Below are 23,083 nucleotides of genomic sequence, written 5' to 3'. Positions count from 1 at the left end.
GGCCGGAGCTGGAGTAACTCCACCACTAGGTTGGTGTACATGGAGTTTCGTCGTCTTGGCCGTAGTGGCCTCAGTGTCAGTGAACTGTCGTACGGGAACTGGATCACGCACGGTTCCCAGGTCGAGGAGGAGCAGGCGCTCGCCTGTGTGAAGGCCGCGCTCGACGCGGGGATCTCCACCTTCGACACCGCTGACGTCTACGCCAACACGCGCGCGGAGTCCGTGCTGGGGCGGGCGCTGGCCGGGCAGCGGCGGGAGAGCCTGGAGATCTTCACGAAGGTGTTCTGGCCGACCGGCCCCGGTGGCCCCAACGACAAGGGGCTCGGCCGCAAGCACATCCTCGAGTCGGCGAACGCGTCGCTCCGGCGCCTCCAGACCGACTACGTCGACCTGTACCAGGCCCACCGGTTCGACAAGAGCGTCCCGCTCGAGGAGACGATGCTCGCGTTCGCCGACCTGGTCCGCCAGGGCAAGGTGCTCTACATCGGAGTGTCCGAGTGGAACGCCGAGCAGATCAGGGCGGGCGCCGAGCTGGCGCGTGAGCTGAAGGTGCCGTTCATCTCGAACCAGCCGCAGTACTCGATGCTGTGGCGGGTCATCGAGGCAGAGGTCGTCCCGGCGAGCGAGGAGGCCGGGGTGAGCCAGATCGTGTGGTCGCCGATCGCGCAGGGCGTGCTCACCGGCAAGTACCAGCCGGGTCAGCCGCCGCCCGCGGGCTCGCGCGCCACCGACGAGAAGAGCGGCGCGAACTTCATCTCCCGCTTCCTGCAGAACGACGAGCTGCTGCGGAAGGTCCAGGACCTGCGGCCGATCGCCGACGAGCTGGGCCTGTCGATGGCGCAGCTCGCGGTCGCGTGGGTGCTGCAGAACCAGAACGTGGCCTCGGCGATCATCGGCGCCACCCGGCCCGAGCAGGTGCGGGAGAACGTCAAGGCGGCCGGTGTGCAGCTCGACGCCGACGTGCTGAAGAAGATCGACGAGGCGCTCGACGGCGTCATCGTGCGGGACGCCTCGCTGACCGGCTGAGGCTGACCGGCACAGACTGGCCGGCCGGCTCAGTCGGCCGGGTGCAGGCTCATGGGCCCGTACACGACCTCGTCGCCGTGCAGGAGCGTGACCTCGTCGACGCCCGCGTCGAGGAGGTCACGCCAGTTGGCCGAGAGCCATTCCTCGGCGGTGGTCCGGTCGGCGAAGGTCGGCGCAGCGTCCTGGTCCCAGCGGTAGGTCACGGCCGCACAAGATAGCGTGCGGCCGTGACCACCCTGGTGCTCGGCGGCGCCCGGTCCGGCAAGTCCGCGCACGCCGAGGGACTGCTGCCCGCCGACGAGGCCACGTACGTGGCGACCGCCCGCGTGGACCCGGCCGACACCGAGTGGCAGGCCCGCATCGCCGCGCACGTCGCCCGCCGGCCACCGGGCTGGCACACGGTCGAGCCACCGGACCTACCCGCGTTCCTCGTCACCGCGCACGGCCCGGTGCTGGTCGACGACGTCGCGACGTGGCTGACCGGGGTCATGGACGACCACGGCGCGTGGGACGGCGACCTCGACGGGGTGCGCCGCGAGTGCGACCGGCTCGTCGCGGCGGTCCGGGGGTGCTCGGCGGAGCTGGTGCTGGTGTCGTCGGAGGTCGGCCTCGGCGTGGTGCCCGCGACGCGTTCTGGCAGGCTCTTCCGCGACCAGCTCGGCACGCTGAACGCTGCCCTCGCGGACGTGTCCGCGCAGGTGCTGCTGCTCGTGGCCGGGCTCCCGTTGCGGCTGCGGTAACTGGAGGAAGCCCTCATGGAGTTCGACGTCGTCAGCCCGCCTGACGAGTCCGTGCGGCAGGCGGCAGAGGAGCGGCACGCCCAGCTCACGAAGCCGCTCGGCGCGCTGGGGCTGCTGGAGGAGCTGGGCACGTGGATCGCGGCGTGCCAGGGCCAGTGCCCGCCTCGGCCGCTGCAGCGCCCGAGGGTGATCGTGTTCGCCGGCGACCACGGCGTCGCGGCGAAGGGTGTGTCCGCGTACCCGAGCGAGGTCACCGCGCAGATGGTGGCGAACTTCCAGTCGGGTGGCGCGGCGATCAACGTGCTGGCCGGGATCGCGAGCGCGACGGTGCGCGTCGTCGACATGTCGGTCGCGGTGGACACGACCGCCGGTGACCACAAGGTGCGCCGCTCGTCGGGTGCCATCGACACCGAGGACGCGCTGACCGAGGACGAGGTCCAGGCCGCGCTGGCGGCGGGCAGGGCGATCGCGGACGAGGAGGTCGACTCGGGCGCGGACCTGCTGGTCGCGGGCGACATGGGCATCGGCAACACCACGCCGGCCGCGGTACTGGTGGCGGCACTGACCGGCACGGAGCCGGTCGCGGTCGTCGGCCGCGGCACCGGCATCGACGACAACACGTGGATGCGCAAGACCGCCGCGATCCGTGACGCCCTCCGCCGTGCGAAGCCGGTCACGGCCGACCCGGTGGCACTGCTGCGGACCGTCGCGGGTGCCGACATCACGGCCATGGCGGCGTTCCTGGCCCAGGCCGCCGTGCGGCGGACGCCGGTGGTGCTCGACGGCGTGGTGTCAGGAGCGGCGGCGCTGCTGGCGGAAGAGCTGGCGCCGGGGGCACGCGCGTGGTGGGTGGCCGGGCACCGGTCCACGGAACCCGCGCACACGCTGGTGCTGGAGCAGCTCGACATGACCCCGCTGCTGGAGCTGAACATGCGCCTCGGCGAGGGCTCTGGCGCCACGACGGCCATCCCCCTGCTCACGATGGCCGTCCAGGTGCTGACGGACATGGCCACGTTCGCGGACGCGGGCGTGAGCGGCCCCGCCACCGAGGCAGCAGCTACCGAGACAGTGGCCCCGGAGGAGGCCGAACCGGAGACCGCCGAAGCCGGGACCACGGCCGAGGACACCGCCGAAAGCGGCGCGGAAGCCGCCGAGCGCCGCGCGGAAGAGGCCGAACGCCGGGCCGAGGCCGCCGAACGCCGGGCACAGGAGGCCGAACGCAGGGCGGAAGCCGCCGAAGACCGCGCACCGGCCACCGAACCCGCCGGGACCACGGCCGAGGACGGCGCACCAGCCGCCGCTCGGGGGACGCGGAGCACGGAACCCGGGGCCGACGCCACACCGCCGTCCAGTAGCTGATGATCGCCGGGCTGCGGCTGGCCTTCTCCTGGTTGACCGTCCTCCCCGTGCACACGCGGCACGTGGACCGGGACGCGGCCCGCTGGGCGATCGCGTGCGCGCCGGTCGTGGGCCTCGTCCTTGGCGCGGCGGGGGCGGGTCTGCTCGTGCTCCTCGACAGGGGCCTGCTCGGCGGTGTCCTCGTCGTCGCGTTCCTGGCGCTCGCCACTCGCGGCATGCACCTCGACGGCCTCGCCGACACCGCCGACGGGCTCGGCTCCTACAGGGGCCCCGAGAAAGCCCTCGCCATCATGCGGGACGGCCCCGTCGGCCCGTTCGGGGTCGTCGCCATCGTGCTCGTGCTCGGGGCTCAGGCCGCCGCGATCCACGACTGGCAGGCGCTCGTCATCGCCGTCGTCACCGGGCGGGTCGCGTTCACCATCTGCTGCCACCAAGCAGTGCCCGCCGCGAGACCCGAAGGGCTGGGCGCGCTCGTCGCCGGGACCCAGCCCACGCTCGTGCCCGTCGCGTGGGTCGTCGCGCTGGCGGCGGCATCGGTCGTCCAGGGATGGCGAGGCCCGGTGGCGGTCGTCGTCGCCACCGGGCTCGTCGTGCTGCTCGTCCGGCACACCAGGAAGCGGTTCGGCGGGATCACCGGCGACGTCCTGGGCGCCACGAGCGAACTCGCCACCACCGTCGTACTGGTGGCACTTAGTTGAGTTTCGACATCCACCCGTGCGTGTCGGGGGCGGTGCCGCGCTGGACCGCGGTCAGCGCGTCGCGCAGGCGCATCGACACGGCACCCGGCTGGCCGCCGTTGATCGAGAACGAGCCCTCGGCGTGCTTGACCGAGCCGACCGGCGTGATGACGGCGGCGGTGCCGCACGCGAAGACCTCGGTCAGCTCGCCCGACTCGACCTTCTTCTCCCACTCCTCGGTGGAGACGCGGCGCTCCTCCACCTGGTAGCCCAGCTCGGACGCCAACGTCAGCAGCGAGTCGCGGGTGATGCCGGCCAGGAGCGACCCGGACAGCTCGGGGGTCACCACGCGCACATCGGCACCAGAGCCGAAGACGAAGAACAGGTTCATCCCGCCCATCTCCTCGACCCACCGGCGCTCGACCGCGTCGAGCCACACCACCTGGTCACAGCCCTGCTCGGCCGCCTGCGCCTGGGCGACCAGCGACGCGGCGTAGTTGCCCGCGAACTTGGCGGCACCCGTGCCACCTGGCGCGGCGCGCACGTACTCGGTCGACAGCCAGACACTCACCGGCTTGACCCCGGTCGCGAAGTACGAACCGGCGGGCGACGCGATCAGCAGGTACAGGTACTCGGACGCGGGTCGCACGCCGAGCCCCACCTCGGTGGAGATCATGAACGGCCGCAGGTAGAGGGACTCCTCGTCCTCCTCCGGCACCCAGTGCCCGTCGACCGCGACCAGCTCGCGCAGCGAGTCGAGGAACAGCTCGGCGGGCAGCTCGGGCATGGCGAGGCGGCGGGCGGAGAGGCGGAACCGCTCGGCGTTGGCCTCGGGCCGGAAGGACTGGATGGACCCGTCGGCGTGGCGGTACGCCTTGAGTCCCTCGAAGATCGCCTGGCCGTAGTGCAGCACCATGGCCGCGGGGTCCAGTTCGATCGGGCGGTACGGTTCGACCGTCGCCCCGTGCCAGCCCTCGGTGCGGTTCCAGCGCGCGGTCACCATGTGGTCGGTGAAGTGCACCCCGAAACCCGGGTTGGCCAATACCTCCGCGATCCGCTCCGGGGTCGCCGGCGCCGGATGGGGAGTCCTGGTGAATGACTGCTGTGTCATGGAAAGCACCGTAACTCTCGACGGGCCGCTCAGAGAATCGCCTGAGCGGAGCTTGCGGAGCGAACAACGTGACTAGCGGAGCTTGCGGAGCGAACAACGTGACTAGCGGAGCTTGCGGAGCGAACAATGCGGCGGACGGACTATTTGACGTCCTACTATGCCCGACGAACTAACCCCGCCGCCGCCCGCCCAGCACGCGGACCACGGCTTCGCCCAATAGCAGTACGGCCGCTCCGACCAGGGCGTGTTCCGGGTCCAGCACCAGCGCGCCGAGGGCGGCGACCCCCGCCGCGAGCCCCACGAGGCCCCCAGCGGTCACCGGCGACCGGCTCCCGGGCGCGATGTCACGGATGTCGGTCAGGCACGCGCGGAGCGCGAACACGCACGCGACGGTGACGCCGACGGCGAGGAGCCCGTCGATCGACGCCGCGTCGGCGGCCGTCAGCACGTCGCGCAGCGGCGCGGGCGACAGCGCGAGCCGTTCCCCGCCCAGCTGGCGCAGCGCCCCGACCGCGACCGCGACGCTCACCGCGAGCACCACCCCGATCACGGCGGGTCGCGCCCGGCCGGCGGTCCGGCCGCCGAGGAAGCACAGGAACAGCACCACGGCCGAGGGCAGCAGACCGAGCGGCTCGTCGGACCCCGCGGCGTCCGGGATGGGGGCCACCGGGGGCGCGACGGGCGCGATCGTGAAACACGCCACGGCCACGATGACCAGCACCGTCACCACGACCACGGCGGCGATCCGGTCGACCGCGGGAGGTAGCGGCGGGGCGAGCAGGACCACGGCCGCCACCGCGACCACCAGCACGACCGCGCCCACCTCGGGCTGCTCCGGCACCACGTACCGGCCGAACGTCGCCCCGACCGCCACGGCGGCGGCAATCCTTCCCAGTATTCCCAGTGAAAGACCGACCGGACCGGGCGGCGAGTCCGATGTGGACAGTGCGAAGAGGACCGCACCGGCAGCGGCGAGCACCATGCCGGCCACCAGCCACCACCCCGCGAGCGCGGAAGCCGGTGCCAGGCCTAGGAAAAGTCCGGCGCCGAACGCGGGCGCCACGCCGCGCGCCAGCCCGTCCACCAGGGGTGTCCGATCGATCACGTCTCCACCGTGTCAGACGCCATCCCGCCACCTCACGGTGGGCAGGTGGGGCACAAGTAGTTAGCATGCGTCAGCAACTCGACCGACAGGAGCTCCTCGTTGACCGCGCCCAAGCTGTCTCTGACCACCACCACGGCTGACCAGGCCACCGTTGACGCGGTGATCGTCGGCACCGTGCAGGACGACAGCAAGAACGGAACGGGCGTCGCGCTGGCGCCGGGGAGCGAGCAGGTCGACGCCGCGTTCGGCGGCACCCTCGCCGAGATCCTGCGCAGCGTCGGCGCCGCGGGCGGCCAGGACGAGGTCGTGAAGATCCCGAGCATGGGCAAGATCCCCGCCGGGCTCGTCGTCGCCGTTGGGCTCGGCAAGTCCACTGGCGACGGACCGGCCGCCGAGCAGGTGCGCCGCGCGTCGGGCGCCGCGGCCCGTGCGCTGGCAGGCACCAGGCGCGCGCTCACCACCCTGTCCACTGTGGATCTTCACGCGGCGGTGGAGGGCACTGTGCTCGGTGCCTACCGGTTCACCGAGTACCGCTCGGAGAAGGGCGACGCGCCCGTCGAGCGCGTCGACCTCGTGCAGCCCGCCGAGGGCACCGCGAAGGACCACCGCGCCACGCTCAAGGCCGCGAGCGCGATCGGTGAGGCCGTGCGCACGGCCCGTGACTTCGTGAACACGCCGCCCAACGACCTGTTCCCCGCGTCGTTCGCCGACCGCGCCGCCGCGCTCGCGCGGGCGGCCGGGCTGGAGGCCGAGATCCTCGACGAGAAGGCGCTGCGCAAGGGCGGCTTCGGCGGTGTGCTCGGCGTGGGTATGGGCTCGTCGCGGCCACCGCGCGTGCTGCGGTTGTCCTACAAGGGCCCGAAGGCGCGCAAGAAGGTCGCGCTCGTCGGCAAGGGCATCACGTTCGACACCGGCGGCATCTCGATCAAGCCGGCCACGCACATGGAGGAGATGACCTCCGACATGTCCGGCGCCGCCGCGATCGTGGCGACGGTGCTCCTGGCCGCCAAGCTCAAGTACCCGCTCGAGGTCATCGCGACCGTGCCGATGGCGGAGAACATGCCCTCCGGCACCGCCTACCGGCCGGGTGACGTGCTCACCATGTACGGCGGCAAGACCGTCGAGGTCCTCAACACCGACGCCGAGGGCAGGCTGATCCTGGCCGACGCGCTCGTGCGTGCGTGCGAGGACGGCCCGGACTACCTGCTGGAGACGGCCACGCTGACCGGCGCGCAGATCGTGGCGCTCGGCCGCCGCACGGCGGGGATCATGGGCTCGGACGAGTTCCGCGACCGCGTCGCCACCATCGCGCAGGCCACCGGCGAGGGCGGCTGGCCGATGCCGCTGCCCGAGGAGCTGCGCGCCGACCTGGACTCCAAGTTCGCCGACATCGCGAACCTCGCCGGGCACCGGTGGGGCGGCATGCTCGCGGCGGGCCTGTTCCTGCGTGAGTTCGTCGCCGAGGGCGTGCCGTGGGCGCACATCGACATCGCGGGCCCGGCGTTCAACACCGGCGGCCCCTGGGGCTACACGGCCAAGGGCGGCACCGGGGTGCCGGTCCGCACGCTGGCCGCCGTGCTGGCGGACATCGCCGAAAACGGCTAGGTGGCCCAGGGCGTGTCCTGCGGATCTTTGTGCGTGCGTCTTGACCTGATCAGCGGTTACCTCAGGGGAACGTGACGGCACTCAGCCACCAACCGCCCGCGGTCCGCCGGTGTCGCTGGGTCGGGACCAACACTTTTGAATGCGGGGAGGCGGACTAGGCACGCCAGGTCGGCCAGCGGGTCGCGTCCGGGCGGCGGCCGAGGAACGTGACCCCGGTGACCGGGGTGTCCACGGCGACCTCGAACACGTGGCAGCCGTACACCGGCTCCTCCGGCGCCAGCGTGGCGGGCAGGGGCGGGCAGCCGGTCGCCACCTCGACGATGCCGGACAGGAGCGCGCCGCGGTCGTCGCGCAGCAGGACGGTGACGTGCCGCTGGCCGGTGGCGGTGATCGCCGCGCGCACGACCACGAACCGGTGCCCCGGCGCCGGGACCTGCGTGCCGAGGTAGCCGGACGGCGTCAGGACCAGGTCCACCCGCGCCCGCAGCCCGTCGACGGTCACGGCCGGTCCGCCGGCCGTGCCGACGACGCGGGTGGGCGCGGCCCGGTCCCGCACGGCAGGCACGTCGACGGGGAAGCGGAGCGGCGCCTGCGCCTCCGGTGACCGGACCCCGAAGAGGACCGCGGCGACGGGCGTGGCCTCGGGCACGGACACGACACCGCAGACGTCGACCTCGCCCTCGGCCGGGATCCGGGTCGCGGGCGGCGCACCCTCTGCGCAGGCGATCTGCCCGTAGCCGTACGGCTGCCGCAGCCACTGCCCCCGGTCGTCGAGGACGGCGACGTTCTCCATCGGGTCGTGCGGGAAGTCGGGGCCCTCGGTGTTCACCACGTGCAGGCGCAGGACGAGCCAGCGGAACCCGTCGGGGGCCTCGAGGTAGGGCTGCGGCGCGGTGACGGCGGTCTCGATGCCGGTGACCGTGACCTCGAACGTGTTGCCCGCGGGGTGGCGGTACTCGGCGGCCACGCCGAGCGCGCCGGACGTGAAGGTCGCGACCTCGCCGTTGATCACCTCGTTGCCGTCGACCGCGGGCGGGACGGGTGCCTCGGGCAGCGGCGGCGGCCCGCCTGCCGCGACGGGGTTGCCACCGACCGGCCGCTCACCGCCGAACACCACGGCCGCGGCGGCGACGAGCAGCAGCAGGATGACGAGGGCGAGCGGGCGTCGGCGGGGAACGGTCGTGGCGGCCGGTCGCACGGATGCTTCGAACGCCGTCGCGGTGGTGCGGCCACCCGGCTCGTTTCCGGCCGAGGACGGTGGCGGTGCGGGTGGTCCGGGCGGAGCGAGCGGATCGTCCATCGGGTCGGGTCGCTGCCCGGCGGCGAACGGCGGCCCGGAGAACGGCGGCGAAGCGGCGCCGGGGCCTGCCGCCAGCTGCGGTGGTGGAGCCAGCGGGTCCTCGAGCGCCGCCGGCCTGGTGAGCACGTGCGCACCCCGCACAACGGCCGTCTCCGGTTCCGGGTCTGTGGTCACCGGCAGGCCGGTCACCTCGCCGATGCGACGGGCCAGCAGCGGCATCCGGCTCGACCCGCCGACCAGCAGCACGCGCCCGGCCGACACCGGCCCGCCGACCTCGGACACCAGCGCCGCCAGCCGGTCGACATCCGCCGACACCAGGCGTTCGAACTCCGCCCGGTCCAGCCGCACGGCGCGGTGGTCGGGCAGGACGATCTCCGCCGAGTCGTGCCGGGACAGCAGTTCCTTGCCCGTCCGCGCCGACTCCAGCAGCGCACCGTCGGCGGTCACCGACCGCAGTGACGGCCGCACGCGTTCGACGATCAGCCGGTCGACGTCGTTGCCGCCGAACGGCAGGGCCGACGACGCCAGCACGTCCTGCCCGCGCACCGCGGTGACCTGCCACGGCCCGCCGCCCGCGTCCACGACGAGCACCGTCTCGTCCCCGTGCACGGCGGCGACCGCGACCGGCTCCGGCACCGCCCGTGCCATCGGGCCGGCCGCCGAGACGAGCACCTCGACCCGTTCCGGCGGCCACCCGGCCGGGTGCGTGACCACGATCGCCCCGACCACGCCGCCCTGGTCCCGCGCCGCGTCCAGCACCCGTGCGAACAGCGCCCGCACCTCGTCCGGGTCGAGGCGTTCCTTGAGGTCGCGGGCGGCCTGCCCGTGGGCCAGCGCCGCCGCGTCCGCGCCGACCACGCCATCGTGCACGACCGAAGGGAGCCACGGCGCGCCGTCCACCGTCACGAGCCGCCCGTCGAGCATGGCGACCGTGTTGACCGTCCCGAAGTCGATCACCAGTGTCATCGCAGCTGCCAGAAGAACGGGCGCGCGTCGTCCCCCGACCACGCCGCCGAACCGAGTGGCATGCGGGCGGGCACGACGAACACCGCGCACACGGTGAACCGTCCCTTCGCCGTCCCCACCGCGCAACCCTCCCGGTCGGACACGAACCGCACGGGCACCGGCTGCGACCGGTCGTCGCGCAGCACGATCCGCGTGGCGAGGGCCGCCACCGGCACCTCCCGCGGCGCGTCCACCACCGCACGCACCACCACCGCCCGCGACCCGGGCCGGTCCACGACCGAGGGATCCGCGTAGGCGCCCGATGACGTCACGACGTCGACCACCGCCGCGCGCACCCGCACCCCGCCGACCCGCAGCGGCCGCACCGAACCGGGCGACAGCGTCGGCGCCTCGCCGAGCCGCGCCGACGGCTCCGCGCCGCGTACGGGCACGGTCACCCCGACCTGCCCGGCCACCGCCACCTTGCTGATCACCACGGCACGCACGGCGGTCCGCGCCGACACGGCGAACGCCAGGCACTGCCGCGCGTCCGTGCCCGAGGCCAGCGTCCCCGGTGTCTCGGTGGGACACGACGGGGGCATCGTCACGCCGCGCTCCGGCGCGATCAGCAGGCCGCGGTCGTCCAGGAGGTAGGTGTCGTCGAGGTAGTAGGGCGCGGCCGCGACGGCCCGCGCCCGGATCGACGCGTCGACGAGCACCCACCGCACGCCGGTCGACGGCGCCACCGCACCGACCGCGACCATGTCGTCGGTGGCCGGGTCGAGCAGCCGGTGCACGGTCCAGTCCACGTCGGTGACACCGTCGAACATCCGCACCGGCACGGCGATCTGACCGGTCACCAGGCCGTCGGTCACCGCGCCCTCGGTGACGAGCGGCGCGCCCCGCACGGGCGCGGGCAGCGTGAACCGCTCGGTCGTCGCCTGTGCGCCGCCGCCCACCTCGTCGGCGGGCCGCAGCAGCGAGTACCCGATCCCGGCGACCGCCAGCAGCACGACGAGCACCAGCCCGGCCAGCCGCGGCGGCCGCTGCGCCGCGACGGGCGGACGCGGCGGCGACGGCACCACCAGGGACGGGTCGCTGTGCGACACGGCGACCGCGCACGCCCCCAGCGCGACCACCGACTCCGGCTGGTCGTCGAGCTGGACCGGCACCGGGACGACCTCGGCCAGCAGCCGCCGCAGCAGGGGGATCCGCGTCGACCCGCCTGCCAGCTGCAGCGCGGTCAGCTCGTGCGCCTCGACACCGGCGTGCAGGACGGCCCGCAGCGTGAACGCCGTGATCCGGTCGAGGTCGCGGTACAGGACGCGGTCGAGGTCGGCTCTGGTCAGCTCCGTGTCGGGCAGCCCGCCCGGCAGCCGCAGCCGGACCCGCTCGTGCCGCGACAGCAACTCCTTGGCACGCCGCACATCCAGCCGGAACGCCACCTGTTCGCGCAGTTGCACGAGGCCCGGCCGGACCGGCACGTCCGCCAGCCCCGGCACGGTCGCGTGGAGGTGGTCGACGAGCCGCTGGTCGAGGTCGTCGCCGCCGAGGTCCGGGATGGTCGCGTGGCCGACCACGACGATGCCCGTCGGCGTGCGCCGCACGACCGCCACGTCGACGGTCCCGCCGCCGACGTCCAGCACGCCGAGCACGGCCCCGAGGGGCAGCCGGTCGGCGCCGTCGACCCCGACCTCGCCGCGCGTCGCGAACCACACCCCGGCCCCGACGGGTTCGGCGATCGTGCTGATCTTCGGCGCGACCCCGGCCACCGCGGCGAGCAGCCCGCTCAGCCGCTGCCCGCTCCAGTCGGCGGGGTGGGTCAGCACCAGGTGGTCCACCGGCGCGCCCGCGACCGCGGCCGCCGCCCGGACGGCACGGGCGACCAGCGCCAGCACCATCGTCGAGACCGGCACGACCGTGTCACCGAGGAGGATCTCCCGTTCGGCGAGCCGCGCCTTCGGCCTGCTCGCCAGCCGGGACGGGTCCGCGACCCCCATCCGCGCCGCGTCGGCGCCGACCACGAGCGCGTCGTCCCGGCTCAGGAACACCGCCGAGGACAGCCACGGCTCGCCGTCCACGGTGACCACGCGGGGCACGGAGCCTGACACGTGCACCACGGTGACGGTGTGCGAACTGCCGAAATCGACAACAGCAGTGACGCCTGTGTTCAATTGTTCGCTCCGCAAGCGACGCTCACGCGAGATCCTCACCAACGCGACGGGAATTGCGCGTCAGCCTGTCAGAAGACCCCGTGGTTGGGGAGACCGCAAAAGTACGAGACCGGAACCGGTCAGCTCGGCCGTCGCTTCTGCCGCTCCTGGTACTCCCGCATCCGCTTCGGGTAGCCAACCCGTTCCACCTCGTACAGGGGCATCGACCGCTTGCGTGCGAACTCACGCGCGGCGTCGAAGTCGGCGATCCGGCGCCGGGTCCACTCCCCGTCGTGCGCGACGAGCAACACAGTGGTTTCAGTCACATGGGTCTTGGGCTCCACGTACGCCTCGACACCTGTCCGGGCCGACGCCCATTCGTCCAGGTGCGAGGTGTCCGCCTTACTGGCGCTCCGAACCTGCCCAGCACTCTTCTTCCGGCGGAACAACCCCACGGCGGCTACCTCCGTTACGAGAACTTCGTCCCCTTCATTGTGCCTGTCCGGCCACCTCGCAAGCCTGCCGCACGTAGTGACAAGATGATGTGTGGTTGCCCAGAAGGCACACCTGCGCACCCCGAGGAGACCCCGTGACTGATACTTCCGCTGACCTCGTGATCCTGGGTGGCGGGTCGGGTGGTTATGCCTGTGCGTTCCGCGCGGCGGAGCTGGGCATGTCCGTGATCCTGGTCGAGAAGGACAAGCTGGGCGGCACCTGCCTGCACCGGGGCTGCATCCCGACCAAGGCGCTGCTGCACGCCGCGGAGGTCGCCGACCTCGCGCGCGAGGGCGACCAGTTCGGGGTGAAGTCCTCGCTGGAGGGCATCGACATCGCGGGCGTCAACTCCTACAAGGACGGGGTCGTCAGCGGCCTGTACAAGGGTCTGCAGGGTCTCGCGAAGGCCAACAAGGTCCAGCTCGTCGAGGGCTCCGGCACCTTCGTCGGGCAGAACACCGTCGAGGTCGACGGGCAGCGGTACACCGGCAAGAACGTCGTGCTCGCCACCGGGTCGTACGCGAAGACGCTCCCCGGGCTGGAGATCGGCGGCCGGATCCTCACCAGCGACCAGGCGCTGAACATGGACTACGTGCCGCAGAGCGTGGTCGTGCTGGGTGGCGGCGTGATCGGCGTCGAGTTCGCGAGCGTGTGGTCGTCGTTCGGCGCGGAGGTCACGATCGTCGAGGCGCTGCCCCGGCTCGTGCCGCTCGAGGACGAGTGGGCGTCCAAGCAGCTCGAACGAGCGTTCCGCAAGCGCGGCATCAAGTACAAGACGGGTGTGCGGTTCACCGGCGCGGAGCAGGGCGAGGACGGCGTGACCGTGTCGCTCGAGTCCGGCGAGACCATCGAGGCGGAGACGCTTCTGGTCGCCGTCGGCCGCGGCCCGAACAGCGCGGGCCACGGGTACGAGGAGGCCGGCGTGAAGACGGAGCGCGGCTTCGTCCTCACCGACGAGCGCCTGCGCACCAACCTGGAGGGCACCTACGCCGTCGGCGACCTGGTCCCGGGCCTTCAGCTCGCGCACCGCGGCTTCGCGCACGGCATCTTCGTGGCGGAGGAGATCGCGGGCCTGAACCCGAGGCCGGTCGAGGAGGCGGGCATCCCGCGCGTGACGTACTGCAAGCCGGAGGTCGCGTCCGTCGGCCTGACCGAGGCGCAGGCGAAGGAAAAGTACGGCAGCGCGCAGACCTACACGTACGCGCTGAGCGGCAACGGCAAGTCACAGATCCTGAAGACCGCGGGTGGCGTCAAGCTGGTGAAGGCGCCGGACGGTCCTGTCGTCGGCATCACGATGGTCGGCGAGCGGGTCGGCGAGCTTGTCGGGGAGGCGCAGTTGATCTACAACTGGGAGGCGTACCCCGAGGACGTCGCCCCGCTCATCCACGCCCACCCCACCCAGACCGAGGCGCTGGGCGAGGCATTCCTCGCCCTGGCCGGCAAGCCACTGCACGTGCACTCCTGAGCGGAGCTCGCGGTGCGAGCACCAGTACAGGGCCAGCACACATTTCACGTTCAAGGAGTCAGCGAAACCATGGCGTTCTCCGTCCAGATGCCGGCGCTCGGCGAGAGTGTCACCGAGGGCACTGTCACCCGGTGGCTCAAGCAGGTGGGCGACACCGTAGCGGTCGACGAGCCGTTGCTCGAGGTGTCCACCGACAAGGTCGACACCGAGATCCCGTCGCCAGCGGCAGGCGTACTGCAGAAGATCGTCGCCGAGGAGGACGAGACCGTCGAGGTCGGCGCCGAACTGGCCGTCATCGGCGACTCCTCGGACGACTCGGGCGACTCCGGGGACTCGGACGACTCCGAGGCCGCCGCGGAGCCCGAGCCGGAGCCCGAGCCCGAAGCCGAGGCCGAGCCACAGCAGGAAGAGGCGCCCGCACAGGCCGAGGAGCCCGAGCCGTCCTCCGGTGGGTCCGGTGATGGCACGCCGGTCACCATGCCCGCGCTCGGCGAGAGCGTCACCGAGGGCACCGTGACCCGCTGGCTCAAGCAGGTCGGCGACTCGGTCGAGGTCGACGAGCCGCTGCTGGAGGTGTCCACCGACAAGGTCGACACCGAGATCCCGTCGCCGGTGGCGGGCACCGTGCTGGAGATCACCGCGGCCGAGGACGAGACCGTCGAGGTCGGCGGGCAGCTCGCGGTCGTCGGCTCCGGCAGCGCGGCCCCCAAGCAGGAAGCGCCCAAGCAGGAGGCGCCCAAGCAGGAGGCGCCGAAGCAGGAGGCCAAGCCAGAGCCGCAGCCGGCACCCAAGCCGGCACCCAAGCCGGAACCGAAGCCCGAGCCCAAGCCGGAACCGAAGCAGGAAGCCCCGAAGCAGGAGGCGCAACCCGCGGCTTCTGGCTCGGCCGCGGACAACGGCGCCCGCGGTGACGGCCCGTACGTCACGCCGCTGGTGCGCAAGCTCGCCGCCGAGCACGACGTCGACCTGTCGACGGTGAAGGGCAGCGGCGTCGGCGGCCGCATCCGCAAGCAGGACGTGCTGGCCGCGGCCGAGGCCGCGAAGAAGCCGGCCCCGGCTGCTGCCGCCCCGGCCGCCGCCAAGCCGGCCCCGGCCCCCGCGGCATCGGCCGACCTGCGTGGCAAGACCGAGAAGATGAGCCGCCTGCGCCAGACGGTGTCCCGGCGCATGGTCGAGTCGCTGCAGACCGCCGCCCAGCTGACCCAGGTGGTCGAGGTCGACGTGACCAAGGTCGCCAAGCTGCGGTCGCGCGCCAAGACGGCGTTCGAGCAGCGCGAGGGCGTGAAGCTCACGTTCCTGCCGTTCTTCGCGAAGGCCACGGTCGAGGCGCTCAAGCAGCACCCGAAGCTGAACGCGTCGATCAACGAGGAGACCAAGGAGGTGACCTACCACGGCGCCGAGCACCTCGGCATCGCGGTGGACACCGAGCGCGGTCTGCTCACCCCGGCCATCCACAACGCGGGTGACCTGTCGGTCGCCGGTCTCGCGCACAAGATCGCCGACCTGGCCGAGCGCACCAGGGCGAACAAGGTCACGCCGGACGAGCTGTTCGGCGCGACGTTCAACCTGACCAACCTGGGCAGCCAGGGCGCGCTGTGGGACACGCCGATCATCCAGCTCCCCCAGGTCGCCATCCTGGGTGTCGGCCTGGTCGTGAAGCGCCCGGTGGTCATCACCGACGCCGACGGCAACGACACGATCGCCATCCGCTCGATGATCTACCTCGCGCTGACCTACGACCACCGCCTGGTGGACGGCGCGGACGCGGGCCGGTTCCTGACGACGATCAAGAACCGTCTCCAGGAGGGCAACTTCGAGGGCGAACTCGGCCTGTGAGCGGAGCTTGCGGAGCGAACCGATGAAGCTGGGAGACCCGAACGGCCGCTCCGAGCCTGCGGGGAGCGGCCGGTGAGGGTTGTCGTCGCCGGTGCGTCCGGTCTGATCGGGACCGCACTCGTCGCCGAGCTGCGGTCGGCGGGCCATGACGTGCTCCGGCTCGTCCGGCGCACCGCCCGCGCCGAGGACGAACACACGTGGGACCCGCCGGCCGGTCGCATCGACGACGAGGCGCTGGCCGGCGCGGACGCCGTGGTGAACCTGTGCGGCGCGCCCATCGCGGGTGGCCGCTGGAGCCACGCGCGCAGGCAGCTGCTGGTCAACAGCAGGGTCGAGCCGACCGAGGTGCTGGCCGCGGCCGTCGCGGAGCGGGGCATCCCGCTCCTGGTGAACGCGTCCGCGGCCGGCTACTACGGCGACAAGGGCGACCAGGTCGTCGAGGAGTCCGCGCCGAGGGGCGCCGGGTTCCTCGCCGACCTGTGCGGCCGGTGGGAGGCCGCGACCGAACGCGCGACCGACGCAGGCGTGCGGGTCGTCCGGTTGCGGACCGGGCACGTGCTGGCTCGCAGGGGTGGCCTCGTCGGCATGCTGAAGCCGCTGTTCAAACTCGCGCTGGGCGGCAAGCTCGGCAACGGCCGCCAGTACATGCCGTGGATCCACGTGACCGACCAGACCGCGGCCATCCGCCACGTGATCGAGCACGATTCCGTCTCCGGCGCCGTGAACGTGTGCTCCCCCAACCCCGTCACCAACGCCGAGTTCACCGCCGCCTTCGGCCGGGCGGTCCGGCGCCCCGCACCGTGGTTCGCGCCGTCCCCGGTGCTCCGCCTCGCGGTCGGCGACAGCGACGGAGAGATCCTCTACAGCCAGCGCATGGTGCCCGCCGCGCTGGCCGGCGACGGCTTCACCCACCGCCACGTTGATCTCGACGAGACGTTGTCCGCGCTGCTCTAGCGGTTCTCTCCCGTGTCGCGAATGGACGGCGTAGGGTCGGCATCGTGACTTCCTGTCGCGCGTCTGGCGCTCCCGTGCACATCCGCGAGCTCGGCACGATCGACTACCTCGAGGCGTGGCAACTGCAACGCGAGGTGGCCACGGCCCGCGCCGACGAGACCGGCCCCGACACGCTCCTGCTGCTGGAGCACCCGTCGGTGTACACGGCGGGCAAGCGCACCGAACCGGACGAGCGCCCCGACGACGGCACCCCGGTGGTGGACGTGGACCGCGGCGGAAAGATCACCTGGCACGGCCCTGGCCAACTGGTCGGCTACCCGATCGTCAAGCTGTCCGACCCGGTGGACGTGGTGCAGTACGTGCGCCGGGTGGAGCAGGCCCTGATAGCGGTGTGCGACGAACTGGGCGTACACACCGGCCGCGTGGAAGGCCGCAGCGGCGTGTGGCTGCCCGGCAGCGACACCCAGTGGGACCGGAAGATCGCCGCGATCGGCATCCGCGTCCAGCGCGGGGTCACGATGCACGGCTTCGAGATCAACTGCAACGCCGACCTGTCCGCCTTCGACCGCATCGTCCCGTGCGGCATCCGCGACGCGGGCGTGACGTCCCTGTCGAGGGAGCTGGGCCGCACGGTCACCGTGGACGAGGTGGCACCGCTGGCGCAGAAGTACGTGCTGGCCGCCCTGGAGGGCACGCTGGCGATCGAGGACCGCTGGCTGCCGAAGTGGACGCCGAGCAGCCCGGGCGTCAGCTTCGAGCTGGCCCAGCGGTAGCCCGCCGCGGCGGGGTCGAGCCAGGGCCGCCCGGCTCGGCGCCACGCAGCCGCACGCCAGGTGCGTAGCCGAGCAGCAGCATCATCTTGACGTCGTCGAACCGGTCGTCGCCGACGACGATCCGGTTCGGCAGGCGGCCGTACTCGCGGAACCCCAGTTCCTCGTACAGCTGGCTAGCGCCGTGGTTGTTGCCGCGCACGCCGAGCGTGAGCAGTTCGAGACCGGCCTTCCCGGCGTCGTCGACCAGGGCGGACACCACCCGTCTGCCGAGGCCGAGGCCCCGGGCGACCGGGTGCGCCATGACCTTGGCGACCTCGGCGGAGGTCCGGAACACCGGTGAGCGCTCGCGTCGCCACGTGCCCATGGCCTGCACGACGCCGTCGACACGGGCGAGCACGATGGCCCCGTCCCGGCGCCGGGTGTCGGCCAGCACGTCGTCGAGCCACGCGTCGGTCTCCGCCCGGGCAGGCGGGTCGGGGTAGCCGACCGCGCCACCGTCGGCGACCACGTCGTGCAGCACGCGGTGCACGACGGCCCGGAGGTCCTCGGATGCTTCGACGGGCCAGTCGAGATCGATCACGTGGGCAGTGTGGCCCGCCGCATGCCTGCCATGACAGCGGTGATGGTTTTCGTCACGTCACCGGCCGCCTTCTTCGGATCGGGCGCGCCGGCGATGGTCTCCGCCCCTGCCGACAACGCACCGAAAAGAATGCGGGCGGTCACCTCGACCGGCAGCTTCTCGATTTCCCCCGCGGAAATCAACGACTCGACGGTCGCCCGCACCAGCCCGTAGCTGAAATGTTCCTCGGCCTCACGCCACCGCTCCCAGCCCATCACCACGGGCGCCTCGTGGATCACGATCCGCTGGTAGGCGGGCTCCAGGCAGACACCGACGTACGCGTTGATCCCGGCCATGGCCCGGTCCCACGCCGACCCGTCCCCGTCCACCACGTTCGCCAGCTTCGCGATGGCAGCGGTCTCGACCTGGTCGAAAGCCGCCTCGAACAACGCCTGCTTGCCACTGAAATGGTGGTAGAGCGCCCCCTTCGTCACCCGCGCGCTCTTGACGATCGCGTCGAGGGACGTCGCCGCGTAGCCCCGCTTCGTGAACAGCTGAAGCGCCGAGTCGACCAGTGCCTGCCTGGTGGATTCGGAATAGTCGACGCGCCTGGACCGCATTGTCACCACGCTCACAACCGTACGACACATAGCGACCACATACCGGTGGTACGTTGAGGTTGTTCGACCATACCAACGGTATGTCGAAAACCGACGGTATGACAGAGATCACGCAGGGGGCAACCATGGGCTGGCAGGACTTCTACGCCCGCCGAGACGCACTGAACGCGGCCATCGCACAGGGCGAGCTGCGCACGAGCGACGCCTTCCCCGACGAGCACGAGCTGCTGCTGGCGCTCCACCACCGCTGGACCCAGCGGCTCACGGCCCGCGTGGAACTCGCCGAGCTCGACCACGACGACCCGGTGGACGCGGTCGGCGCGGCGTGGCGGCGCACGGCGGAGGACAATCCCGAGCTCCGCGCGCTGCTCGACGCGCACGCGGACAACCTCGCGCTCCGCCAACTGATCGACGCGGAACACCGCATGCTGGCCCGCACCGCGGGCCTGACCGAACCAGGCGACTCGCAGACGGAGGAGGCGGCCATCGGCGCCGCGTTCGTCGCGCTGCAGCGCACCGCCCCGGCCTCCGCGCCGCGGCGCAACCCGGTGGAACGCTTGTTCCGCCGCCTGGTCACCTCCGCCTGACGCCGCGAAGGGCACCTCCAGGACGCCTCAGCGTTCCGAAGGTGCCCTTCCTGGCACTCAGCGGGTGGCGCCCCAGTAGATGGCCGCCGCCACCTGGGCGAACATCCCCTTCGGGTGGTTGCGGAACATCGGCTCGGTGCCGAACATCAGCACCCGCGCGCCCGTCGCCGACTCACCCGACACGACCGCGGCCTGGCCACCGGCGAGCAGAGGCCCGCCCGAGCCGTTGTCGTTGGACAGCCAGTGCCCCGCGACCAGCGGGTTCCCGGGCGCGTACCGCTGCTCGACCCGCACCCCGGCACCCAGGCCGGTGAACCACTGCGGCGAGTACACGAACGACTGCGGCGTCGCCCCGGCGAGCACGGACGCACCGGAACCGTCCACGTCCACGATCCCGTTCGCGTCTCCGCGACCCGGCACCGCGGTCACCGGCAGCAGCCCGGCATCGGCGTTGAACCGCGACCCCGTCGCACCGCGGGTGACCACGCCGCCGCGGGCGAACAACGCGTCCACCTGTGCCTTCGCCGCGGGCACCAGCTGGTCGTACCGCAGCCCCGACGACACCACGAGCACGTCGGCGCGCGACAGGTCGAACCCGGCGTTGAGCGTCGCCGTCGACACCGGCCGCACGTCGAAACCCATCTCCCGCAAGGAGAACAGCTCGTCGGACGCCACCGCGGCGGCGACCGTCACCCGCGTCAGCGGGCTCCCGGCGTCCCCGGAAGGCGCGGCCGTGAACCGCACGCCGTACCGGTCGGCCACCGCACGCGCCGCGACCTGCGCCGCCGCGGGCACGACCACCGTCCCGTCGGCGCGCCGCCGCAGCTCGGTACCGCGCCCGAGCAGGTCGTTCACGGCACTCGCGTCCTTGCCGTCGAGCACCCGCAGCGCCAGGTCGCGGCCCGGCGCGGCGTCCACGCCACCGGTCGGCGACGCGGCCGTGACGTCCCGCGACGGCACCCGCAGCTGCCCCTTCTTCACGATGTCCACCGAAGCGCCCCACAGCAGGCGGTGGCTCCAGCCCGCGATGTCGTACATCTGCGGCGCGTCCGAGGACAGGTCCTTGCCCGCCTCCAGCATGGCGTTGGCGAGGCCCCGCTTGGGCTGGTGCATGTCCACGACGTACGACCCGGCCGGGTAGGTCCTGCCGTTCAGCGCGAACGGCCGCGTCGCCTGCCGCACCCGCACGTCGTGCGCGACCAGCTGGTCCACGAGCCGTGCGGCGGCCGCGGCCGACCGCTGCGAGGCACCGGCCGGGATCACGTACGCGCGCGGGAACTCGGTGGTGAACCGGTCCTCCGGCCCGAAGCCCGGCACGAACCCGTCCGGGAGGTACCGCTGCCGTTCCCCCGCCGCACCGCGGCGGAAGATCTCGATCTGGTTGTCGACCAGCTCGTCGCGGTGCCGCGACAGGTACGACAGCGTGGTCGTCATCGTCGCCTCCGACACGTCGGTGTTGATCGCCGACCGCCGCCGCAGCTCCTCGACCGGCAGCTGGTCGTAGGAGGCGTTGTTGACGCGCAGCGGGATCTCCACGGTGTAGGACACCGCGCCGTGGTACATCGCGTACTGCGCGGTGAAGATCGGCGGCCAGCCGTCCCACTCGCCGGGCGGCAGGTCGCGGAACGGCACCACGACCTCCTGCGCCTCCGGGTAGCCGAGGGCCTGCACGGCCTTCTCCATCTCCAGACCGTTGGCGTAGCCGTGCTCGATGTAGAGGTCGAAGTCGTAGTTCTGGCCGTGCGGCGGGCCGGTCGGCTCGATCAGCGTGCCGTCGACGTAGCCGTGCTCGTCCAGTGTGATCACCGGCTGCGTGTCGATGATCATGTCCCGCATGGCGCGGTTCTCCGCCTGCGAGTTCGTCACGAAGTCGCGGTTCATGTCGAACCCGTTGGCGTTCGCGCGGGTGCCAGCGACGCGGCCGTCGGGGTTCGCGGTGACGTTGAAGTAGATCCGGCTGGTGGCGAGCAGGCGCCTGGCCGCCGGGTCGTTCGAGGTCGCCAGGTACTCGATCTGGCGGAGGGCGGCGTCGGTGCCCTCCCACTCGTTGCCGTGGATGTTGTTGTTGATCCACACCGGCGCCTTGTAGCCGCGTTCGAGGCCCTTGTCGCGGGCGGCGCGGCGCGGGTCGTCCTCGATCAGCGCCCGCCAGGCGTCCTGCCTGCGCGTTTCGTGGGCGGACTCCGGCGCGGTCAGCGTGACCAGGTACAGGTCGCGGCCGAGCCCGGACTGGCCGACGACCTCGACGGAGATCCGGTTGCTGCGGGCCTGCAGCTCGTTCAGCCTCGGCGCGATCGCGTGGTACGGGGTGAGGCCCAGCTTGATCGACTTGTCGGTCGCGTCCTCCGGGTAGACGCGCAGCTGCGTCTTGCGCGGGTAGCCCTGCCGGACACCCGCCTTGTTCTCGCCGAGCGGGCCTGCGCTGCGTGCGGCCGCCACGGGATCGGTCGCGGCCACCGCGTTGCGCTCCGGGCCGTTGCCGAAGTTCCGCTCGGCGTTCGCCGCCGGGTCGGCGGCCACCGGTGTGGTGAGCGAAGTCACTGCCAGCGCGGCTGTGGTGAGTGCGAGGAGAACTCTTCGTTTGACGTGCACGAACTTCCTCCAGGAGTAGCAGGGTCGGCCGTGTCTAACGGGACGGATCGGACCCAGTCAAGGGGCGTAACCTGAACGGCGTGACGATCGCTCCCGAAGGTCGAAAACTGCTTCGCCTCGAGGTCCGCAACAGCCAGACGCCGATCGAGAAGAAGCCCGCGTGGATCAAGACGCGCGCCAAGATGGGCCCTGAGTACACCGAGCTCAAGGGCCTGGTCCGGCGTGAGGGCCTGCACACCGTGTGCGAGGAGGCCGGCTGTCCCAACATCTACGAGTGCTGGGAGGACCGGGAGGCCACGTTCCTCATCGGCGGCGAGCAGTGCACCCGGCGGTGCGACTTCTGCCAGATCGACACCGGCCGCCCGGCCGAGCTGGACCGCACCGAGCCGCGCAAGGTCGCGGAGTCGGTCCAGGCCATGGGCCTGCGGTACGCGACGGTCACCGGCGTCGCCCGCGACGACCTGGCCGACGGCGGCGCGTGGCTGTACGCGGAGACCGTCCGGCAGATCCACACGATGAACCCCGGCACCGGCGTCGAGCTGCTGATCCCCGACTTCAACGCGGACCCCGACCAGCTGGCCGAGGTGTTCGGCGCGCGGCCGGAGGTGCTCGCGCACAACCTGGAGACCGTGCCGAGGATCTTCAAGCGCATCCGGCCCGCGTTCCGCTACGAGCGGTCGCTCGAGGTGATCACGAAGGCCCGCGAGTTCGGCCTGGTCACCAAGTCGAACCTGATCCTTGGCATGGGCGAGACGCCCGACGAGGTCACCACCGCGCTGCGGGACCTGCACGACGCGGGCTGCGACATCATCACGATCACCCAGTACCTGCGCCCGTCGCTGCGCCACCACCCGATCGACCGGTGGGTGAAGCCCGAGGAGTTCCTCGAGCACAAGGAGTCGGCCGAGGCGATCGGCTTCGCCGGTGTGATGGCCGGACCGCTGGTCCGCTCGTCCTACCGGGCGGGCCGGCTGTACGCGCAGGCCATCGCCCACCGCGGCGAGGAAGTCCCGGACGCGCTGCGCCACCTGGCGGAGGCAGGCCCCGCGTCGCAGGAGATCTCGTCAGTCCTGAGTAGGCACGCCTAGTCAGCTCCTGGGTTGATGTCGGGGGGAACCCGGATGTGATTTCCTCGGTCCTAGTGCCAGACTTGGCGCGCCGCCGGGGGCAAAGCATCTGAG

Annotated in this window: 19 protein-coding genes and 1 pseudogene; 11 read left to right on the top strand and 9 right to left on the bottom strand. The window is 72.2% G+C overall.

Annotated features, from left to right (window positions below):
- Nucleotides 1-39: 39 nt before the first annotated feature.
- A complete protein-coding gene (locus tag FHR82_RS04870; protein WP_184808981.1) occupies nucleotides 40-1,026 on the top strand; it encodes an aldo/keto reductase family protein in 987 nt (328 codons plus the stop codon).
- Between the two features lie 29 nt (nucleotides 1,027-1,055).
- On the opposite strand, the gene FHR82_RS04865 is transcribed toward FHR82_RS04870, so the two are convergent.
- Entirely contained in the window at nucleotides 1,056-1,229 is a 174-nt protein-coding gene (locus FHR82_RS04865; RefSeq protein ID WP_184808980.1) for a hypothetical protein, read from the bottom strand.
- A 24-nt stretch (nucleotides 1,230-1,253) separates the two neighbouring features.
- On the opposite strand from FHR82_RS04865, the gene FHR82_RS04860 reads away from it, so the two are divergent.
- The 3 genes and pseudogenes from FHR82_RS04860 to cobS all read left to right on the top strand — a co-directional run bounded on the left by FHR82_RS04860 (nucleotide 1,254) and on the right by cobS (nucleotide 3,823).
- Nucleotides 1,254-1,766, top strand: coding sequence for a bifunctional adenosylcobinamide kinase/adenosylcobinamide-phosphate guanylyltransferase (locus FHR82_RS04860; RefSeq protein WP_184808979.1), 513 nt, complete (start codon nucleotides 1,254-1,256; stop codon nucleotides 1,764-1,766).
- A gap of 15 nt (nucleotides 1,767-1,781) precedes the next feature.
- Nucleotides 1,782-2,828: pseudogene (gene cobT / locus FHR82_RS04855) on the top strand (nicotinate-nucleotide--dimethylbenzimidazole phosphoribosyltransferase); the annotation flags it as partial.
- 296 nt (nucleotides 2,829-3,124) lie between these two features.
- Complete coding sequence (cobS, locus tag FHR82_RS04850) at nucleotides 3,125-3,823, top strand: adenosylcobinamide-GDP ribazoletransferase (protein WP_184808977.1); 699 nt, start codon at nucleotides 3,125-3,127, stop codon at nucleotides 3,821-3,823.
- Here the strand turns inward: cobS and FHR82_RS04845 are convergent.
- A complete protein-coding gene (locus FHR82_RS04845; RefSeq protein WP_184808976.1) occupies nucleotides 3,816-4,913 on the bottom strand; it encodes a branched-chain amino acid aminotransferase in 1,098 nt (365 codons plus the stop codon). The genes cobS and FHR82_RS04845 overlap by 8 nt on opposite strands.
- A gap of 169 nt (nucleotides 4,914-5,082) precedes the next feature.
- Entirely contained in the window at nucleotides 5,083-6,018 is a 936-nt protein-coding gene (locus FHR82_RS04840) for a hypothetical protein (protein WP_184808975.1), read from the bottom strand.
- A gap of 99 nt (nucleotides 6,019-6,117) precedes the next feature.
- Here FHR82_RS04840 and FHR82_RS04835 point away from each other — a divergent pair, with 99 nt between their 5' ends.
- Nucleotides 6,118-7,623 carry a leucyl aminopeptidase gene (locus tag FHR82_RS04835; protein ID WP_184808974.1) on the top strand — a complete coding sequence of 502 codons (1,506 nt, stop codon included), beginning with the start codon at nucleotides 6,118-6,120 and terminating at the stop codon, nucleotides 7,621-7,623.
- 154 nt (nucleotides 7,624-7,777) lie between these two features.
- Here FHR82_RS04835 and FHR82_RS04830 read toward each other — a convergent pair whose 3' ends face one another.
- The 3 genes from FHR82_RS04830 to FHR82_RS04820 form a co-directional block, all read right to left on the bottom strand.
- On the bottom strand, nucleotides 7,778-9,889 hold the full coding sequence (locus tag FHR82_RS04830) for an Hsp70 family protein (protein WP_184808973.1): 2,112 nt from the start codon (nucleotides 9,887-9,889) through the stop codon (nucleotides 7,778-7,780).
- Nucleotides 9,886-11,979: an Hsp70 family protein gene (locus tag FHR82_RS04825; protein ID WP_184808972.1), complete on the bottom strand. Its 2,094-nt coding sequence runs from the start codon at nucleotides 11,977-11,979 to the stop codon at nucleotides 9,886-9,888. Before FHR82_RS04825 ends, FHR82_RS04830 begins: the two co-directional genes overlap by 4 nt.
- A 182-nt stretch (nucleotides 11,980-12,161) precedes the next feature.
- Nucleotides 12,162-12,476 (bottom strand): oxidoreductase, encoded by a 315-nt coding sequence (locus FHR82_RS04820; protein ID WP_184808971.1) that lies wholly within the window; start codon nucleotides 12,474-12,476, stop codon nucleotides 12,162-12,164.
- A gap of 134 nt (nucleotides 12,477-12,610) precedes the next feature.
- Between FHR82_RS04820 and lpdA the strand changes: the two genes are divergently transcribed.
- The 4 genes from lpdA to lipB all read left to right on the top strand — a co-directional run bounded on the left by lpdA (nucleotide 12,611) and on the right by lipB (nucleotide 17,544).
- Nucleotides 12,611-13,981 (top strand): dihydrolipoyl dehydrogenase, encoded by a 1,371-nt coding sequence (gene lpdA / locus FHR82_RS04815; protein WP_184808970.1) that lies wholly within the window; start codon nucleotides 12,611-12,613, stop codon nucleotides 13,979-13,981.
- Nucleotides 13,982-14,050: 69 nt separating this feature from the next.
- On the top strand, nucleotides 14,051-15,817 hold the full coding sequence (sucB, locus tag FHR82_RS04810; RefSeq protein ID WP_184808969.1) for a 2-oxoglutarate dehydrogenase, E2 component, dihydrolipoamide succinyltransferase: 1,767 nt from the start codon (nucleotides 14,051-14,053) through the stop codon (nucleotides 15,815-15,817).
- A gap of 72 nt (nucleotides 15,818-15,889) precedes the next feature.
- Entirely contained in the window at nucleotides 15,890-16,771 is an 882-nt protein-coding gene (locus FHR82_RS04805) for a TIGR01777 family oxidoreductase (RefSeq protein ID WP_184808968.1), read from the top strand.
- A gap of 44 nt (nucleotides 16,772-16,815) precedes the next feature.
- Nucleotides 16,816-17,544, top strand: a complete 729-nt coding sequence (lipB, locus tag FHR82_RS04800; protein WP_311770870.1) for a lipoyl(octanoyl) transferase LipB — start codon at nucleotides 16,816-16,818, stop codon at nucleotides 17,542-17,544.
- Here lipB and FHR82_RS04795 read toward each other — a convergent pair.
- Both FHR82_RS04795 and FHR82_RS04790 read right to left on the bottom strand, forming a co-directional pair.
- Complete coding sequence (locus FHR82_RS04795; protein ID WP_184808967.1) at nucleotides 17,519-18,124, bottom strand: GNAT family N-acetyltransferase; 606 nt, start codon at nucleotides 18,122-18,124, stop codon at nucleotides 17,519-17,521. The genes lipB and FHR82_RS04795 overlap by 26 nt on opposite strands.
- On the bottom strand, nucleotides 18,121-18,723 hold the full coding sequence (locus FHR82_RS04790; protein WP_184808966.1) for a TetR/AcrR family transcriptional regulator: 603 nt from the start codon (nucleotides 18,721-18,723) through the stop codon (nucleotides 18,121-18,123). Before FHR82_RS04790 ends, FHR82_RS04795 begins: the two co-directional genes overlap by 4 nt.
- A gap of 98 nt (nucleotides 18,724-18,821) precedes the next feature.
- Here FHR82_RS04790 and FHR82_RS04785 point away from each other — a divergent pair, with 98 nt between their 5' ends.
- Nucleotides 18,822-19,310, top strand: coding sequence for a hypothetical protein (locus tag FHR82_RS04785; RefSeq protein ID WP_225943948.1), 489 nt, complete (start codon nucleotides 18,822-18,824; stop codon nucleotides 19,308-19,310).
- Nucleotides 19,311-19,367: 57 nt separating this feature from the next.
- Here the strand turns inward: FHR82_RS04785 and FHR82_RS04780 are convergent, their stop codons facing one another.
- A complete protein-coding gene (locus FHR82_RS04780) occupies nucleotides 19,368-21,902 on the bottom strand; it encodes a M14 family zinc carboxypeptidase (protein WP_184808965.1) in 2,535 nt (844 codons plus the stop codon).
- Between the two features lie 80 nt (nucleotides 21,903-21,982).
- Here FHR82_RS04780 and lipA point away from each other — a divergent pair, with 80 nt between their 5' ends.
- Nucleotides 21,983-22,990 carry a lipoyl synthase gene (gene lipA, locus FHR82_RS04775; RefSeq protein ID WP_184808964.1) on the top strand — a complete coding sequence of 336 codons (1,008 nt, stop codon included), beginning with the start codon at nucleotides 21,983-21,985 and terminating at the stop codon, nucleotides 22,988-22,990.
- The last annotated feature ends 93 nt before the right edge of the window (nucleotides 22,991-23,083 follow it).

Origin of the sequence: Actinophytocola algeriensis (assembly GCF_014203735.1) — a bacterium.
In the GTDB taxonomy this organism is placed as follows: Bacteria; Actinomycetota; Actinomycetes; order Mycobacteriales; family Pseudonocardiaceae; genus Actinophytocola; species Actinophytocola algeriensis.
The sequence above is the reverse complement of the archived record's forward strand: the minus strand, read 5'-3'. Positions and strand labels throughout refer to the sequence as shown.